This is a genomic window from Pusillimonas sp. SM2304, from assembly GCF_031628915.1.
Taxonomy (GTDB): Bacteria; Pseudomonadota; Gammaproteobacteria; order Burkholderiales; family Burkholderiaceae_B; genus Pusillimonas_C.
In genome coordinates this window covers 1237841-1253839 of the sequence record NZ_JAVLUJ010000001.1, presented here as the reverse complement: position 1 = coordinate 1253839, position 15999 = coordinate 1237841, and the positions used below count along the sequence as shown (strand labels likewise).

At 61.4% G+C, this 15999-nt stretch carries 15 protein-coding genes; 7 read left to right on the top strand and 8 right to left on the bottom strand.

Going from position 1 to position 15999, the window contains the following annotated elements; translation table 11 throughout:
• Window position 1: 1 nt before the first annotated feature.
• Window positions 2–904, top strand: coding sequence for a DMT family transporter (locus tag RE432_RS05695; protein ID WP_310932291.1), 903 nt, complete (start codon window positions 2–4; stop codon window positions 902–904).
• Here RE432_RS05695 and RE432_RS05690 read toward each other — a convergent pair whose 3' ends face one another.
• The 4 genes from RE432_RS05690 to RE432_RS05675 all read right to left on the bottom strand — a co-directional run bounded on the left by RE432_RS05690 (window position 905) and on the right by RE432_RS05675 (window position 4914).
• A complete protein-coding gene (locus RE432_RS05690; RefSeq protein WP_310933032.1) occupies window positions 905–1837 on the bottom strand; it encodes a glyoxylate/hydroxypyruvate reductase A in 933 nt (310 codons plus the stop codon).
• Window positions 1838–1839: 2 nt separating this feature from the next.
• On the bottom strand, window positions 1840–1980 hold the full coding sequence (locus RE432_RS05685) for a hypothetical protein (RefSeq protein WP_310933074.1): 141 nt from the start codon (window positions 1978–1980) through the stop codon (window positions 1840–1842).
• Window positions 1952–3547 carry a PucR family transcriptional regulator ligand-binding domain-containing protein gene (locus tag RE432_RS05680; RefSeq protein WP_310932290.1) on the bottom strand — a complete coding sequence of 532 codons (1596 nt, stop codon included), beginning with the start codon at window positions 3545–3547 and terminating at the stop codon, window positions 1952–1954. The genes RE432_RS05685 and RE432_RS05680 overlap by 29 nt, the downstream gene beginning before the upstream one ends.
• A gap of 74 nt (window positions 3548–3621) precedes the next feature.
• Window positions 3622–4914 (bottom strand): aspartate aminotransferase family protein, encoded by a 1293-nt coding sequence (locus RE432_RS05675; protein ID WP_310932288.1) that lies wholly within the window; start codon window positions 4912–4914, stop codon window positions 3622–3624.
• Window positions 4915–5144: 230 nt separating this feature from the next.
• On the opposite strand from RE432_RS05675, the gene RE432_RS05670 reads away from it, so the two are divergent.
• Entirely contained in the window at window positions 5145–5723 is a 579-nt protein-coding gene (locus tag RE432_RS05670) for an NUDIX hydrolase (RefSeq protein WP_310932287.1), read from the top strand.
• Window positions 5724–5733: 10 nt separating this feature from the next.
• Here the strand turns inward: RE432_RS05670 and RE432_RS05665 are convergent, their stop codons facing one another.
• Complete coding sequence (locus tag RE432_RS05665) at window positions 5734–6066, bottom strand: hypothetical protein (protein ID WP_310932286.1); 333 nt, start codon at window positions 6064–6066, stop codon at window positions 5734–5736.
• 183 nt (window positions 6067–6249) lie between these two features.
• On the opposite strand from RE432_RS05665, the gene RE432_RS05660 reads away from it, so the two are divergent.
• Complete coding sequence (locus RE432_RS05660; protein ID WP_310933031.1) at window positions 6250–8337, top strand: TonB-dependent receptor; 2088 nt, start codon at window positions 6250–6252, stop codon at window positions 8335–8337.
• Here RE432_RS05660 and thpR read toward each other — a convergent pair.
• Window positions 8328–8921 (bottom strand): RNA 2',3'-cyclic phosphodiesterase, encoded by a 594-nt coding sequence (thpR, locus tag RE432_RS05655; RefSeq protein ID WP_310932285.1) that lies wholly within the window; start codon window positions 8919–8921, stop codon window positions 8328–8330. The genes RE432_RS05660 and thpR overlap by 10 nt on opposite strands.
• Window positions 8922–9034: 113 nt before the next feature.
• Here thpR and argE point away from each other — a divergent pair, with 113 nt between their 5' ends.
• From argE to RE432_RS05635, 4 genes are all read left to right on the top strand, one after another.
• Window positions 9035–10201 carry an acetylornithine deacetylase gene (gene argE / locus RE432_RS05650; RefSeq protein ID WP_310932283.1) on the top strand — a complete coding sequence of 389 codons (1167 nt, stop codon included), beginning with the start codon at window positions 9035–9037 and terminating at the stop codon, window positions 10199–10201.
• A gap of 249 nt (window positions 10202–10450) precedes the next feature.
• Entirely contained in the window at window positions 10451–10702 is a 252-nt protein-coding gene (locus tag RE432_RS05645; protein ID WP_310932282.1) for a GlsB/YeaQ/YmgE family stress response membrane protein, read from the top strand.
• A gap of 425 nt (window positions 10703–11127) precedes the next feature.
• On the top strand, window positions 11128–12378 hold the full coding sequence (locus RE432_RS05640) for an MFS transporter (protein ID WP_310932280.1): 1251 nt from the start codon (window positions 11128–11130) through the stop codon (window positions 12376–12378).
• Between the two features lie 78 nt (window positions 12379–12456).
• A complete protein-coding gene (locus tag RE432_RS05635; RefSeq protein WP_310932279.1) occupies window positions 12457–13305 on the top strand; it encodes an IclR family transcriptional regulator in 849 nt (282 codons plus the stop codon).
• A 20-nt stretch (window positions 13306–13325) separates the two neighbouring features.
• Here the strand turns inward: RE432_RS05635 and RE432_RS05630 are convergent, their stop codons facing one another.
• Together RE432_RS05630 and RE432_RS05625 are read right to left on the bottom strand one after the other, a co-directional pair.
• A complete protein-coding gene (locus tag RE432_RS05630; RefSeq protein ID WP_310932278.1) occupies window positions 13326–14870 on the bottom strand; it encodes an ABC transporter substrate-binding protein in 1545 nt (514 codons plus the stop codon).
• Between the two features lie 60 nt (window positions 14871–14930).
• On the bottom strand, window positions 14931–15953 hold the full coding sequence (locus tag RE432_RS05625) for a flavin reductase family protein (RefSeq protein ID WP_310932277.1): 1023 nt from the start codon (window positions 15951–15953) through the stop codon (window positions 14931–14933).
• Window positions 15954–15999 lie beyond the last annotated feature (46 nt).

The window sequence follows — 15999 nt, the reverse complement described above, 5'->3', positions numbered from 1 at the left end:
CATGAGCTCGATCCCGTCAAGCCGCCGATTCACCCTGGGTCCGCAACAGGCGGGCATTCTGCTGTTCTTTTGCGGCCTGGTGACGTTTGCCTTCTTCGATGCTTCGTCCAAGTACCTGCTGCAGACCTATCCCGCCCCGTTCCTGAACATCATGCGCTACTCCACCGTGGCCGTGGTGGGGATCATCATGCTGGTCCGCTACGGCCATACCATGCCGCGCGAGCCGGCACACCGCTGGCAACTGCTGCTGCGCGGCGTCGCCCTGGGCACGGTGGGCACTTGCTTCATGACGGCTTTGCAATGGATGCCGCTGGCCGAAGCCACGGCCATTTATTTCACCTCGCCGCTGATTGTGGTGGCGCTGTCGCCCTGGCTGCTGAGCGAGCGCTTGACGCGCGCGAAATGGGTGGCGGTGGTGACCGGCTTTGCCGGCATGCTGCTGATCGTGCGGCCCGGCAACGAGCTGCCTTGGCTCGGCACCCTGCTGATGGTGGTGTCGGCGGTCAGCTTCGCCTTGTTCCAGCTGTTGACGCGCCGTTTGAGCAGCCGCGTGCCCAATCACATCCAGTACGCCTATACCGCCTTCATCTGCTTCATTATCACAGCGCTGCCGGCGCCTTTCTTCCTGCCCGACCCCTGGCCCGGGGCGCTGGACTTGCTGTTTATCGTGAGCCTGGGGCTATGCAATGCCACGGGACAGCTGCTGCTGATCGCCGCCTTCCAGCGTGTCGCCGCTTCGACCCTGGCGCCGTTCAATTATTGCCAGTTGCTGATGGCGGTGGCGTTCAGCATGTTCTGGTTCCAGCAAACGCCCGATCTGCCGGCCCTGGCCGGCATTGCCCTGATCATCGCGGCGGGTGTTTTCCTGGCCACGCGCCCTTCAGGCCCGCCCAACCAGGCATGATCAATAGCCCAGGTCGCGGCTCACCATGCCTGTCAGCGCCTCCCCTTTCAGGAAGCCCCTGATTTTGGCCGCGATCTGACTGATGGTTTCATCGCGCAGGCTGGCCGCCGCCACATGCGGCGTGACCGTAATGCCTGGATGCGCCCAGAACGGATGATCGGACGGCAGGGGTTCCTGCGCGAACACGTCCAGGGTCGCCCCCTTGATATGCCCCGAGGCCATCATGCCCAACAGGTCGTCCTCGACCAGGTGCTCGCCCCGGCCCACATTGATGATGTAGGCATCGGGAAGCAGTTGCTGCAAGGTATCGCGGCACAGTATGCCCCGGGTTTCGGGCGTCAGCGGCAAGGTATTCACCAGCACACGGGTGCGTGCCAGAAAAGCGGGCAGCTCGGCCGGAGACGCAAACCTTTGCACGCCCGGCATATCTTTGCCGCGGCGGGACCAGCCCGCCACGGGATATTCCAGCGCCGCCAGTGTCTGGGCCACCCTTGCCCCCATCAGGCCGGTACCCATGACCCCCACTGGCCACTGCGCACGCTGGATATCAGGCAAGGGCGCCCATTCCCGCTGTTGCTGCAGCGTCTGGTATTGCTCGAATCCGCGGGACGCGCGCAATAGTGCGTGGGCAACATATTCAGCCATCTGCACGCCCATGCCGGCATCTTCCAGACGGACAATGGGCAGATCGGCGCGCAAGCCGGGCAGGCGCAGCAGGGCATCGACGCCCGCCCCCAGGTTGAACACCCCCTTAAGCCGGGTCTCGCGCATGAACAGGGTTTCGGGCGGATTCCACACGACCGCCAATTGGGCATCGACCGCCGGCCCGTTATCATCCCAGTTCACGATGCGCACATCGGGCAGTTCGCGCTGCAGCGGCACGATCCAGTCCTGCGGTTCGGCATTGTGGTCAGAGGCAAAAATCACATTTATCATCAAGTTTCCTGCAAAAGCTGTTGCGCCTTGCGGCGTATGCCCGACAAGGTTCCGCCCGGCGCGATACCGTCGGCATCGTATCGGATTTCAATCAGGCCGGGCAAGGTCTGCCTACGGCTGGCCGGCGCCGCTGCGGTCATGGTTCTGTTCAAGACGCCGGAACTGCAGGGCAACCTGCAGTTCCAGGCGTAACGGCCCATCGTCAAGGCTGCGGCCCAGTAGCGCCTGAAGGCGGTCGATACGGTAGCGCAGCGTATTGATATGCACGTCCAGCTGTTCGGCGGCCTTGGCCAATTGAAACCCCGTGCTGCTCAATGCGTCCAGCGTCTGCAGCAGTTGTTCGTTCTTCTGCGCGGCCAGCAGCGGTCCGATGCGCTGCTCGATGAACAGCCGCCTGGCTTCCGCATCGCCCATCAGCGCGCGCGGGAACAGCACGCGCTCGAAGGTCACGACTTCGCCCCACTGTAAATGCGCCTGCAGGTCGCGCACGTCGCGCCCCCCCTTGGCAACGCCCTCGACCCCATGGACGGGCCGGCTGACCGCCAGCGCCGCCTGCCGGCCCACGCCCAGGCTGCGCCAGAATCTGTTTAGCGGTAGCGAAACAGGGAGAAGAAAGTAGATCTGGCTGGCGGTCATGAACACCAGCGGGGTGGCCGAACAGGCTTTCAATGCCGTGTATGCGCGCGTTTTCCACTGCTCCAGCCGTTCCAGGCACTGGGGCGAGGCGGGGCTGCCTGTCTTCGGCTGCAGCAAGGCGACGTGGTAGCTTGCGTAGGGGTCCCAGCCCGCAATGCGCGCACGCTCGAGCGAGGACTCGCTGGCCAGGAAACTGCCGTCCAGCAGCGACTCCAGCAAAGCATAGCCTAGCTGCTCTTCGCGCTGGCGCAGCGCATCCGTGTGCACAATGTGCAGCGCCGCCACCACAGCGGCATGCTCAATGGCGCGATGGTCCAGGTCGGTAAAGGCGGTATCGTGCTCATCCATCCACACCAGCGCCCGCTGACTGCCGTGCACCTGCACCGCGCAGCCCAGCCGGGCCGGATGCGATGGGCGCTCGAGCGGCGGCGCCACGAACGACACGCCGCTGGACCGGATGGCCGTGCCGGCCTGCTCGCGCCAACGCCCGAAATAAGCCGACTCGCGCTGCTGCCGGCCTTCTGTCATGCTGTTTGCCCCCAGCAGCAAGCCGTCATTGCCGATAAAACAGGTGTCCCGATCCAGTTTGTCGGCCATCAGCCTGGCCAGGCTTTCAAGGTTGCCGCTGGACGCCGCGGCCACGGTCAGTGCCCGGTGGATAAGGTCCGAGCGCGCCAGCAGAGCATGCTGATGCTGAATGATGCGGCTATGGATTTCTTCGGTGACGCGGCTGAACGGAATGTCCCATGGCAATTCGAGCAGCGGCAGCCCGACGCGATCCGCCTCTTGGCGCGCCGAGTCGGAAAAATGCGGCAAGAAGCGCGGAACCGCCAGCACAATGCCGGCCAGCTTGTGTTCATGCAATGTGCGTATCAGCCCCTGCTGAGCCGATGCTTCCTTGGGCCAGTGGTAGCCCGTCATCAACAACAGGTGGCCGGGCTGCACCCATCCGACAATATCCGGGTGATCCACAATATGCACCCAGACCACCTGATTGGCGAGTCCGGCCCGGCCCGCCACCACCTGGGCCTGGTCCAGAACCGTATTGTTGATAACCGATAAGATGTCCATGCCCATTGCCCAGGTCAGTTCGTATGAGCGTACCTGAAAATCAACCCGGAACCCAAGCAGGCATGCAGGCCGGTCTACTGAACCGCGCGCGCCAGCGCCTGATCAAGGATGTCCAGGGCCTGTTGCGCCTCTTCGGCCGTGGTGGTCAGCGGCGCCAGCAGACGCACCGTATTCTTGTAGAAGCCGCATTTAATCACCAACAGCCCCAGTTCGCGCGCATGGTCGATCACGCGCTGCCCAATCTCGGCATCGGGCTGGAAAGGGTCACCGTTCTTGACGAACTCCATCGCCAGCATCGGCCCTATGCCCCGCAGCTGGCCAATTTGGCTGTACTTGCCCGCCAGCCTGTCCAGGCCCGCGCGCAGTTGCTCGCCCAGCCGTAGCGACTGCCCCAGCAGATCGCCCTGCTCGAACAGATCCAGCACAGCCAGCGCGGCCGCGCAGGCCAGCGCATTGCCGCCATAGGTGCCGCCCAGCCCGCCCGGCGCGGGGGCATCCATGACGTCGGCACGTCCCACGACTCCCGAAAGCGGCAAGCCGCCCGCCAGGCTTTTTGCCACGGTCACCAAGTCGGGCTGAATCCCGCTGTGCTCGAAGCCGAACAGCTTGCCCGTGCGGCCGAAACCCGTTTGTATCTCGTCGCAGATCAACAAAATGCCATGCTTTTCAGTCAGCGCGCGCAGCTTGCGCAGGAAGTCGGAACCCGCATACAGGAAACCGCCATCCCCCTGCACCGGCTCAATCAGGACGGCGGCCACCCGGCTGGGCGCCACCGTGGTCGCCAAGAGGTTGTCCAGTTCGCGCATCGCGGCGTCCGCATCGATGCCCCGATATGCGTCGGGATAAATCGTGTGATGAACGTCGCCGGCGAACGGCCCGAAGTTCTGCTTGTAGGGTTCGCTCATGCCTGTCAGCGTCATCCCCAGCAAAGTGCGGCCATGAAAGCCGCCGCGAAAGGCGATGATCCCGGGCGCATTGCGATAGGCCCGGGCGATCTTGACGGCATTTTCAACCGCTTCGGCGCCGGTCGTCAGAAACACCGATTTGTAGTCGCGCCCCTGCCCCACCAGCCCATTCAGGCGCCGGGCCAGGTCGATATAGACATCGTACGCCCCCACCTGGAACGCCATATGCGTGACCCTGTCCAGCTGGCGCTTCACCGCCTCGACCACCGCGGGGTGGTTGTGGCCCACGTTCAGGACGCCGATGCCGCCGACGAAATCAAGATACTCGCGGCCATCCGTGGTCCAGACCCGGGACCCCTGCGCACGGTCGACAAAAATAGGGTGCGCCGTCACGACGCCGCGCGGCACATTGGCCTGGCGCAATGCTGCAAGATCGTCGATATTTGCCGGAACTGCCGCCATGTTCGCCTCCTGAGTAGCATGCAACATGTTTCATGTTAGTGAGGCAGCATCCCGCAAGATATGGATTTAATCAACAATTAATTTTGATTTTTTCCTCTATTTTTTGTGTTGAACATCCACTCAAGACGCTTGCCATCCCGTGATACCCCACGTGGCGACGGCACATCATGCCTGGCGGTCATATTTCCACGGTAAGCTATCGGACTGACTCATTACCGCTCCAAGCCGCCATGACCAAGCCTGCCGACGCCCATCTGATCGAAACCCTGATCCACAGCGAAACGCTGCTGGACGGCGGGTTCCTGAAAGCCCGCCGCGATACGGTGCGCCTGCCCGACGGACGCAGCGCGGGGCGCGAATACATCATTCATCCGGGCGCGGTGGTGATCATTCCGTTGCTGGACGACGATCACGTCATTCTGGAACGCCAGTTCCGTTACCCAGTGGACCGTGTGATGCTGGAATTTCCGGCAGGCAAACTGGATCCGGGCGAAGACCCGCTGGTCTGCGCCAAGCGCGAGCTGCAGGAAGAAACTGGTTATGTGGCCGGGCGATGGGCCTACGCAGGCGCCATGCATCTGGCCATTGCCTATTCCACCGAGATCATCCATATTTTCTTCGCACGCGATCTTCAGGCCGGCCCGGCCAGGCTCGACAGCGATGAATTCCTTGAGGTGCGCACAGAAACGGTGGAGGACCTTGCGGAAGCCTGCCGTGACGGCGGCGTGACCGACGCCAAGACGCTGACCTGCATGCTATGGCTGCAAAACGCCCGCTCGGGGGCCTGGGCGCTGGACTGGCAAAGCTAAGCCCCAGGGCCTAGCGGCCCGCTACCGCCACCACAGCCAGTACGCTGGCGACGACGGCGATGGCGGTTGAACAGTAGACCAGGCGCCTGAGCACGATGATTTCCTGCTGCAGCCTGGCAGCGGCCGCATCGATGCTTTCCATGGTGCCTTTCCACTGCGTGGCCAGGCCTTTTACCGATTCGGCGTTCTGCGTGACCGCCGTCTGGAGCTCGCGGATTTGCTGCGGAACGACCTCGTCAAGCTTGCCATTGGCCGGCCTGGAGGTAAACATGGGCACGGCCGCCGTCACAACCTGCGTAATGTAGGGAAGCGCGATTTTCAGCGCCGGAAGAAAAACCGCCATGGTATTGCCTTTGCAAAGTCATAAGCTGGAATCCAGTCTATCATTTGATAACGGATACGCGATACCCTGTAGCTACCTGATTCTATGCTTATATCTATGCGCCATCATCCGGGGCAACCCGACTCTCGTTCCCGCAACACGCTGCTACCGCGCTTCTTTCCCTGCGCCGTCCTGGTTTGCGCCATGCCGGTCTTGTCGGCACAGGCACAGGCGCAGGCCCCGGCCGCCACGCCAGGCCAGAGCGTCGATACGCTGACGCCGGTGGTGGTGACCAGCACGCAGATCGAACGGCCGGTGTTCGAGGTGCCCGCATCGGTCGACCTGCTGGATGGCGAGCTGATGCGCGCCAACCAGATGCAGGTCAACCTGTCGGAGAGCCTGGAACGCGTACCCGGCCTGCTTATCCAGAACCGCCAGAATTATGCGCAAGATCTGCAGGTATCCATACGGGGCTTTGGTTCGCGCTCGACCTTTGGCGTGCGCGGCATACGGTTGTATGTGGATGGCATACCCGCCACCATGCCCGACGGCCAGGGCCAGACATCGAACATCGACATTGCGTCGATCGATCGGGTCGAGGTGCTGCGCGGGCCGTTCTCGGCCTTGTATGGCAATTCATCGGGCGGCGTGATCCAGGCCTTTACCGAAGAGGGCAGCGGCCCGCCAACCATAACGGGCAGCCTGGCCACGGGCAGCAACAGTCAGTGGCGCTATGGCCTGAAGGCCAGCGGGTCGGCGGACGCGCTGGATTATCTGTTAAGTACCAGCCGCTACACCACCGAAGGCTATCGCGACCATAGCGGCGCCCGCAAGAACCTGGCCAACGCCAAACTGGGGCTGCAGCTCGACGATGACAGCAAGCTTACCCTGATCATGAACAGTGTGGACGTCAAGGCCGACGATCCGCAAGGCCTGAACCACGAGGAATTCATGGACAGTCCGCGCAATGCTGCACCCAACGCCTTGCTCTTCAACACGCGCAAGACGGTCAAGCAAACCCAGGGCGGACTGGTCTACGAACGCCGCGTGGATGTAAACAATACGCTGCGCCTGATGACTTATTACGGCCAGCGCAAGACGGAGCAATTCCAGGCCATCCCCGTTGCCGCACAGCAAGCGCCCAGCCATTCGGGCGGGGTGATCGGCCTTGACCGCGACTATGGCGGCGTGGACGCCCGCTGGACCTCGCGCCTGGACCTGGCCGGCCGGCCCCTGACACTGATCGGCGGCGTGGCCTACGACACGCTGACCGAGGACCGGCGCGGTTATGAAAACTTTATCGGCGCCCAGTTGGGCGTCCAGGGCGAACTGCGCCGCAAGGAAAAGAACAAGATATGGAACATCGATCCGTACCTGCAGGCCTCGTGGGACTTTGCGGAACGCTGGACGCTGGACGCGGGCGTGCGCTACAGCACCGTGCGCTTCGATTCGGACGATCGCTACATCACGGCCGGCAATGGCGACGACAGCGGCTCGGCCCGGTACAACAAGGTCTTGCCCATGGCGGCGCTGCGTTACCAGGCCACCGACGACCTGAACCTTTACGCTACCGTGGGGCGCGGATTTGAAACACCCACGTTCAACGAACTCTCGTATCGGACCGACGGCCTTGCGGGCCTGAACTTTGCCCTGCAGCCGTCAACGAACACCAGCGTCGAAGTGGGCGCCAAGGCACGCTTGGGCGGGGGCCTGCTGACAGCGGCTTTGTTCCAGACCCGTACCGACGACGAAATCGTGGCGGCCGACGCCGACGGCGGCCGCACAACCTACCGCAACGCCGGGCGCACGCGCCGCAACGGCTTCGAGCTGAGCTGGTCGGGCAAGGTGGCGCGGGACTGGCATGGGCACCTGGCCTATACCTGGCTGGACGCGACCTACCGTGACAGCTTCTATGCAGGCGCGCAAGCGCCCGCCAACCTGATACCCGCCGGCAACCGCATTCCCGGCATTGCGCGGCAATCGCTGTTTGCCGCGCTGGCCTGGGCGCCGCCCCAAGGCTGGCGCGCGGGCATCGAGGGCCGCTACCTTAGCAAGATCCAGGTCAACGATGCCAATAGCGAAGCGGCGCCAAGCTACTTTACCGCCGCCATCCATGCCGGCTATCTGTGGCACTGGCAGGGCTGGACGCTGGACGCCTTTGCCCGCCTCGACAATGCGCTGGATCGCCACTATGCCGGCTCAACCATCATTAATGCGGGTTTCGGCCGCTACTACGAGCCCGCCCCCGGCCGCAACTGGACGGCCGGGGTAAACATGTCGTATCAGTTTTGAGCCAGGGCCGTTTCCAGCGGCATGCGGGCCAGCACCTGGTAGTACGACCCGCTATCGGTCGGCTGTGAGGCCACCAGCACACACTGCGCCGGCGTCCAGGCCAAAGGGGCCCGCCGCAACACGGCCGGGTCGCCCGGCTGGGCCTTGCGCAACAAGGACACATGCGGCCTGAAGGCACTTTGCGGACGCGGCCAGCCCATGGCCTCCAGGCGGGACCACAAACTGTCGTGCAGTTGGTCCAGCCAAGCCAGGCGGTCGGTGTCGTCCGTGCCCGGGCCGGCCCAGACGATGCGCGGCCCGGCAAAGCGCCCGAAGCGCTGCAGCACAATCGGCCCCACCGGCGCCGGCCAGGACGGCGCCGCCTGGACCAGGGCATCGACCCGGCCGGCGGGCGTGCTGCCCAGAAACGCCAGGGTCAGGTGCAGGGTATCGGCCCGCATGATGCGCCCGCCGAACGCAGCCTGGGCATCGTGGGCCCAGGCCATGATGCGGGCCGCGTCATCCCCGGAAGGCCACAAGCCAAAAAAAATCCGCAAGGGCGGCCTGGGCTGTGCCGCGTTGCTGGCAATGGATGGCATATGCATACGGACTCCGCTGCGCATGAAAAGCGCGATGCCTAAGCTTATATCGGATTCACGGCGTATGTTTGACGGACAAAACACGACTTGGCTATGATCGTTTGCCTACGGACTTCCCTATGGAGCGCAACGCTGTGAAACCCCAATCGCTGGAAATGATCACCAAGCTTATCGGTTTCGATACCGTTTCGCGCAACTCCAATCTCGAACTGATCCATTATGTTCGCGACTACCTGGCCGGACACGGCATCGCCAGCCACCTGGTGGCCAACGAAGACCAGACCAAGGCCAATCTGTTTGCCACCGTCGGCCCCGATGTGGAAGGCGGCATCGTGCTGTCGGGGCACACCGACGTGGTTCCGGTCGATGGCCAGCCCTGGGACACCGACCCGTTTACCGTCGTGCAGAAAGACGGCCGGCTGTATGGCCGCGGCACCTGCGACATGAAGGCCTTTTCAGCGGTCGCGCTGGCCATGGTGCCCGACATGCTGAAGAAAGGCCTGAAGCGGCCCATTCATTTCGCCTTGAGCTATGACGAAGAAATCGGCTGCTTCGGCGCGCCGTCCATGATCGACAGGCTGGTCACCGATATTGCCAGGCCCAGCGCCGTCATCGTGGGCGAGCCCACCAGCATGCGGCCCATCGTGGCCCATAAGGGCATCGCCGCGCTGCGCACCACCGTGATCGGCCACGAAGCGCATTCCAGCCAAGTGCAGCGGGGCGTCAGCGCGGTCATGACCGCCGCCCGCCTGATCACCTTCATTGACGGCATGATGGCCGAGAACAAGGCGGCCGCCGACCCCGAATGCCGTTTCGAACCGCCCTACACCACGCTGCATGTCGGCGTCGTGCACGGAGGCACCGCCGTGAACATCATTTCGCGCGAATGCACGTTCACCTGGGATATCCGGACCCTGCCCGGCGACAACTGGCGCCGCTACCTGGATCGTTTCCAGGAATACGCCGACAGCCTGCTGCCGGCCATGCAGGCTGTCGCCCCCGAGGCCCGCATCCGCACCGAGATTCTGGCCGATGCGCCGCCGCTGCAAGACCGGGGGGGCGCCGCGCAGCATCTGGTGTTCGGCCTGTGCGGGCACGCGCACGCCGGCGTGGCCCCTTATGCGGCCGAGGCCGGGCAGTTTCAAGAGCGCGGCTTCTCGGTCGTGCTGTGCGGGCCGGGCTCCATAGACCAGGCGCATCAGCCCAACGAATACATCGACATCGCCCAAGTCGCGGCCTGTGAAGACTTTATGGAAAAGCTGACCGATCAACTGGCCGGCGCCTAAGCCGCGCTCTTCTTGCGCAAACCGCCAGACGATGGCGGCGCAAAGGGACGGCCGGCCAAGACCGCTCCTTTGCCATTGTTTAACTTTTTGATACCAAAATCGCCGCCCCACACTGGACGCCCGGCCTGGCCGTCCCTATTATCTACAAGAGTCCGCCCTGGCAGAGTCCGCCCTGGCGGGCTTCTGGCCAGCAATGTGCGTTTTCCGGTTTATTGCGCGCACTCCACCTTTATAAGGATACAAATCGCCATGGGTATCATCAGCATGATCGTAGTGGGCTTTATCGTGGGTCTGCTTGCACGGGCCATCATGCCCGGGGAGCAAAAGCTTGGCATCATCATGACCATTATTCTGGGCATCGTGGGCGCGGTGGTGGCCGGTTACCTGGGTGGCGCACTGGGGCTGTATCAACCCGGCGAAGGCGCCGGCTGGATAGGCTCCATCATCGGCGCCATTATTGTCCTGTTCATTTACGGCCTGATCGTCAAGAAGCGGGCCTAGTGCTTTGAGCATGGCTTGCCGGACGACAGTCCGCCGGGCCATGCCGTTGTTGAAAAGGCGCCCCCTGTGCATCAGAGCGCCAATACGCCACCATAAGCCAAGCGCGCTCTTCACGGCGCGCTTGGCTATTTCATTTTCCGCTCGATGCCGCCCCTGGCCTGACACCGCTTATCTGCCACAGGGATGAGCGGAGCGCCGTGCCCCGCAACGCGTTGCCCTGGGCGAACAGTCCGGTGTCTGGCAGCGCATAAATTGATCCAGATTATGGAATTTTTATCAAACCATAAACGATCACGCACGCTTCATTAATACGTAAAAAAAGCATAATGTCCATCTATATCATGGCATGAAGACATCTATAGCGGCTTATAATGGGCAGGCTATTATTCCAATATATAGACTCATTACCGTTTTCAGCTATCCAAATGATGCACACCCTCAGGGCGCTTGGCTACCCGGATTACCGTATCTTTCTGGCCGGCCAGGGCGCCGCCCTCATTGGTATCTGGTGCCAGCGTATTGCACTTGTCTGGCTGGTGTACAGCACAACCGGTTCGCCGCTATTACTTGGCCTGGTCGCTTTTGCCGGTGAGATCCCGTTTTTGATCCTATCTCCGATGGGCGGAGTCATCGCCGACAGGCTGGATCAGCGCAAGGCATTGATCATCATTGAAACGATCGCAGCCATACAAGCATTCATCCTGGCCGCCCTGGTATGGACGGGCACCGCGTCCATGCCCCTTATCCTGTTTCTGACCATGATATTGGGCACCTGCCAGGCGTTGGATATGCCGCTGCGGCAGACCATGTTTCCCAAGATGATCAGCAATCCGCAAGACATGCCCAATGCCGTTGCCCTGATGGCCTTCATGAACAACGCCGGGAGGCTGATCGGCCCGATCATCGCCGGATTCCTGATTTCGGCTTTTGGCGAGCAATTGTGCTTTGTCTTGAGCGGCACCGGCTATCTGCTGGTCATCGCCGCGCTTTACAAGATTTCGATCCCTCCCGGCAACATGACGGACAGCGGGGAGACCATTGCACAACAGTTGCATTCCGGCGCTGTTTACGCATGGTCGAACTTGCCGATACGGGCCACCCTGGGTTTGCTGGGCATGATCGGCTTCTGCTATTTGCCCTACCTGATCCTGGCGCCGGTATTTGTTCAGGATGTGCTGCTGGAAGACGCGCGCACCCTAGGGTATCTACTTAGTTCCGCGGGTATAGGGGCACTGCTGGGGCTGGGATGGATCGCTCGCCAGACAGAGGTCAAGACCTTTCCGCGCGCCATCTGCCTGAGCAGCGCGGTCGGCGCAATCGGCATGCTGATGTTCGCCCAATCCGCCAGCCTGTTACCCGCAACCATTGCAATCACCATGGTCGGCATAGGCATCGTGGTCTCGGCCACAGCCATCAATATCTATTTGCAGATCATCGTCCAACCCGCAAAGAGGGGCCGTGTCCTGGGCTTGTACACCACGGCTTTCTTCGGCATTGCGCCGCTGGGCAACTTCTTTGCAGGCGCCATCATGGAGTCCATTGGGGTAACTGCCACTATGCGGACGCTCGGCTTGGCCGGACTATTATGCACCATCGCATTCGCAGTCACTTACAATCGCATCAATAAAGCAAGCGCGCGTCTCACGGCACAACCGGACGCAGAACAGATCAATTAGCACTTGCTTTTTGATTGGCCACCCGTCCAACCCAAGGACACACGTTTAGCATGACACTTCACAATAGGCATCCAGCTCATGGTCACTGACTCTCATACCATCAAGAACCGCGCAGGCACAAAACGCCCCTCGCAGAAAAGCGCAAATCCCAATGAGGCGCTCCCAGGCACACAAAGCATACAGCGCGCCACATTGATACTGAAGGAAATCAGCACCTACGGCCGAAACGGCATCCGGCTGGTCGACATTGCCCATGCCATGCAGCTGGAACGCCCAACGGTCCACCGGATCATGCGTGGCCTGATGTCGCAGGGAATGGTGGTACAAGACGCCAAAACAAAAACCTACCGGCTTGGCCCCGTCATCTACGAGCTGGGCCTGGCGGCAACGCCCTATTACAACCTGCGCGAAATCTGTCAACCCACCCTTCAAAACCTGGCCAATCGTACCGGCGACTCTGTTTTCCTGATCGTGCGCAGCGGCATGGACGGCGTCTGCATCGACAGCCTTGAGGGCGATTTCATTATAAAAACCCGCACGCTCGACATTGGCGGACGCCGCCCCCTTGGAGCGGGCGCCGGCGGCCTGGCCCTGCTGCTTCAGCTTAGCGACGAAGAGATTGAACAGGTCATTGCCACGAATACGCCGCGCTTCCCTTTGTTTGGCTCATTGACCGAAGCGCGCCTGCGAAAAGCAATCGAACTATCCCGGAAGGTCGGCTACGCCGTCAACGACGAGGATGTTCTACCCGGCGTCGCGGCGATCGGCGCCCCCATTATCAACCCGAATGGCACGTGCTATGCGGCGCTCAGTATCGCCGGCATCACGTCACGCCTGCAAGAGCCCCGGCGCGACCAGATGGCCAAACTGCTGCTTAAGGAAACCCGCGCGCTATCGCGCCTTCTCGCAGAGCAGCAACCCTATTAAAAGCATGCCCGGCCGGCCGATTACTTCCAGCGCACTGTTCGCAAGTCGTAGAACGCATAACCCGACTGCGGCGTCCACTCGATATGGTCGTCCTTGGCAAACACCTGATAGAGTTCCGAAATAAGCACCGAATGGCCATCCTCGCGCAGAACGCGGCCGATCTCCTGAAACAGCGCGTCGCGCGCGCGGGTATCAGAGGTGACGAGGGTTTTCTCGAGAAGCGCTTCGACTTGTTCGTTATGGTAATTGGACCACGTTCCGTTCTTGCTCGCCGTGCCATGTATGGGGGTAATGGGATCATACAGGGCGTTCGAGTACTGCATGACCGTCATGGGGCCGGACTTGTGCGTGTTGTTAAGCCGATTCCAGGCGGGGTAATCCAGTAGCCGGGTCTGCGCGCGCACACCGACCACCGACCAATAGGCCGCTATGGCTTCGGTGACGTCCTTGGGATAAGAAGTCGGGCTCAGCAGGACGGTATCAAACCCATTGGGATAACCCGCTGCCGCCAGGAGCTTCTTGGCTTTGGCGGGATCATAGCCGTATGGCGCCAGGTCTTTGCTTGCCCCTATCGGATAATACGCAGAAATGAACGTGCTCAGCGGCTTGCCGATACCATGCATGACGTTCTTGATGATTGCGTCCACATCCACGGCGTAATTAAGGGCCAGCCTGACCCGGGGATCGCTCAAGGGCGAGCTTGGGTCGTCCGCATACAGACGGACATGCAAAGGGCTGCCCATGGGCACGGGAATAACATCGACGCCAGGGCTCTGCTTCAAACGGGCGACATCGCTTGCGGCAATCCCATCCGCCATGTCCACCTCGCCCATCGCCATGGCGTTGATACGGCTGCTGGCCTCGGGAACGAACTTGAAGATCAGGTGCTTGATGCCGGGTTTCTCGCCATAATAATCGTCAAAGCGCTCAAGCTTCACGTACTGTCCAATCCGATGCTCGACAAACCTGTACGGGCCCGCTCCAATCGGCGCGCGCGAGAATTCCGCAACAGACCCCAGAGACTCGGTATAAGCCTTGGGCACGATGGCCACGAATGCGGCGACTTTGTTCATGAACACGACGTCCGGCTGGCTAAGCTTTATAAGGACGGTGTAATCATCGAGCGCCGTGGCGCTTTCAAATGTATTGACGAAATAGGGCCGCCGGGTACTTTTCACTTCCGGCCTCAGAATGCGCTCGAAGGAATACACGACATCCGCAGCGGTCAAAGGCTCCCCGTTATGGAAGACGACATCGTTACGCAAACTGAACCGGTACTCCAGGCCGTCGCCGGATACCTCGTAGCCTGAAGCGATCTGGGGCTGGAGCCGGCCTTGTTTGTCGAAGGTGTACAAGTTGTCGTATAGCTGCCAGGCATAGCGGTCCGAGTTTCCGGTGTTATCGACTTGCGCATCCAGCATGGCGATATCCCTGCCCACCGCAAACACAATGGTGTCCTTGTCGACGGCCGGCTTCCCCCCCACCGCCATCGCAGTTGTAGCCAGGCTCATCAACAAAACAACACAACCCAGCTGCCACATCCGCTGCCCACTTAACTTACTCATGTTTGCCTCCGTCTCATTTAATTTTTTTGGCATTCAACTTCTATGGGTAATGGCTTGACCTTATGTATCGACGGACGCCGCTGCGGCGATGCCCTTTGACGCCGGCGCGCCCCATATATTGTTGTCGCGCCAAAAACATTCTTTGCGAAATCCATCAGGGAGCCCTTCCCTTGTTTTATGGATGAGCTTCTGAAGCAGGCGCTTAAGCACAATGACTTCCTGCGGCTCAAAGACCGACAGCGCCTCTTCTTCCGCCTGTTGCCCAATCGCTGCCTGCTCGATCGCCAGCGCCATTCCGGCGGGCGTAAAGTACAAGCGGATTTCGCTGCCTTCCTGCTTTAATTCAATCAGCTGCTGGGCACGCAATTCCTCGTAATGCTCAGGCTGCACCTGATGGCCCGACAGGCCGACCAAGGCACTCGTTTGGTCGACGGAGCGGCCCTGCCCCATGCTCATCACAGACAATATCGTCCTATGGACATCGTGCAGGCCGTAACGCTGTAGCGGATAGCGCAGCGGCATGGCAAGCTGCGAGTAGGCCCGGCGCAACAGAAAGGCCATCAAGTCCACCCCCATCGCCGAGTCCGCATCATCCGGCGCGGTGTCCGGCCGCTTGATCACCGCGGCATAGCGTCCGCCATGGAATGCCAGGGGCTCGCATCTTGATTGGGTGAAATCAAGCACCTCTCCGACGAAAATGACGTGATCCCCTCCCTCGTAGCGGTGCACCGTCCGGCACTGGAATACCGCCGCGCAACCGCCAAGCAGCGGCAGATCGCCTTGCCCCGGCATGGTGTCCACGCCGGCGAACCGGTCTATGCCGCTGGTGCAGAACCGGGCAGCCAGATGCTCCTGGTCAGCCGCCAGAATATGCACGGCGAAATAATCCGCCTCCATACAGATCGGGAAGCTTGAAGAATTCCGGTCCAGGCTCCATAGCACGAGCCTGGGCGTCAAGGAGACGGAGCTGAAGCTGTTGATCGTCAGCCCCGCCTTGCGGCCATTCAACCCCTTGGCAGTGATGATTGCCACGCCAGTGGGAAAGCTGCCCAATGCCTGGCGAAATTGACGATGGTCTTTCATTGCTAAGCTCCTACCCAGCCTGAATAGTCTCCAGCACGCGCAACCT

Bases quoted from the DNA above. Each gene is read 5' to 3' on its own strand.
- RE432_RS05640 (WP_310932280.1), top strand. From the start codon at position 11,128: ATGATGCACACCCTCAGGGCGCTTGGCTACCCGGATTACCGTATCTTT.
- thpR (WP_310932285.1), bottom strand. From the start codon at position 8,921: ATGCATATGCCATCCATTGCCAGCAACGCGGCACAGCCCAGGCCGCCC.
- RE432_RS05675 (WP_310932288.1), bottom strand. From the start codon at position 4,914: ATGGCGGCAGTTCCGGCAAATATCGACGATCTTGCAGCATTGCGCCAG.
- RE432_RS05635 (WP_310932279.1), top strand. From the start codon at position 12,457: ATGGTCACTGACTCTCATACCATCAAGAACCGCGCAGGCACAAAACGC.
- RE432_RS05680 (WP_310932290.1), bottom strand. From the start codon at position 3,547: ATGGACATCTTATCGGTTATCAACAATACGGTTCTGGACCAGGCCCAG.
- RE432_RS05665 (WP_310932286.1), bottom strand. From the start codon at position 6,066: ATGGCGGTTTTTCTTCCGGCGCTGAAAATCGCGCTTCCCTACATTACG.
- RE432_RS05645 (WP_310932282.1), top strand. From the start codon at position 10,451: ATGGGTATCATCAGCATGATCGTAGTGGGCTTTATCGTGGGTCTGCTT.
- RE432_RS05630 (WP_310932278.1), bottom strand. From the start codon at position 14,870: ATGAGTAAGTTAAGTGGGCAGCGGATGTGGCAGCTGGGTTGTGTTGTT.
- RE432_RS05685 (WP_310933074.1), bottom strand. From the start codon at position 1,980: ATGACCGCAGCGGCGCCGGCCAGCCGTAGGCAGACCTTGCCCGGCCTG.
- RE432_RS05695 (WP_310932291.1), top strand. From the start codon at position 2: ATGAGCTCGATCCCGTCAAGCCGCCGATTCACCCTGGGTCCGCAACAG.
- RE432_RS05660 (WP_310933031.1), top strand. From the start codon at position 6,250: ATGCCGGTCTTGTCGGCACAGGCACAGGCGCAGGCCCCGGCCGCCACG.
- argE (WP_310932283.1), top strand. From the start codon at position 9,035: ATGGAGCGCAACGCTGTGAAACCCCAATCGCTGGAAATGATCACCAAG.
- RE432_RS05670 (WP_310932287.1), top strand. From the start codon at position 5,145: ATGACCAAGCCTGCCGACGCCCATCTGATCGAAACCCTGATCCACAGC.
- RE432_RS05625 (WP_310932277.1), bottom strand. From the start codon at position 15,953: ATGAAAGACCATCGTCAATTTCGCCAGGCATTGGGCAGCTTTCCCACT.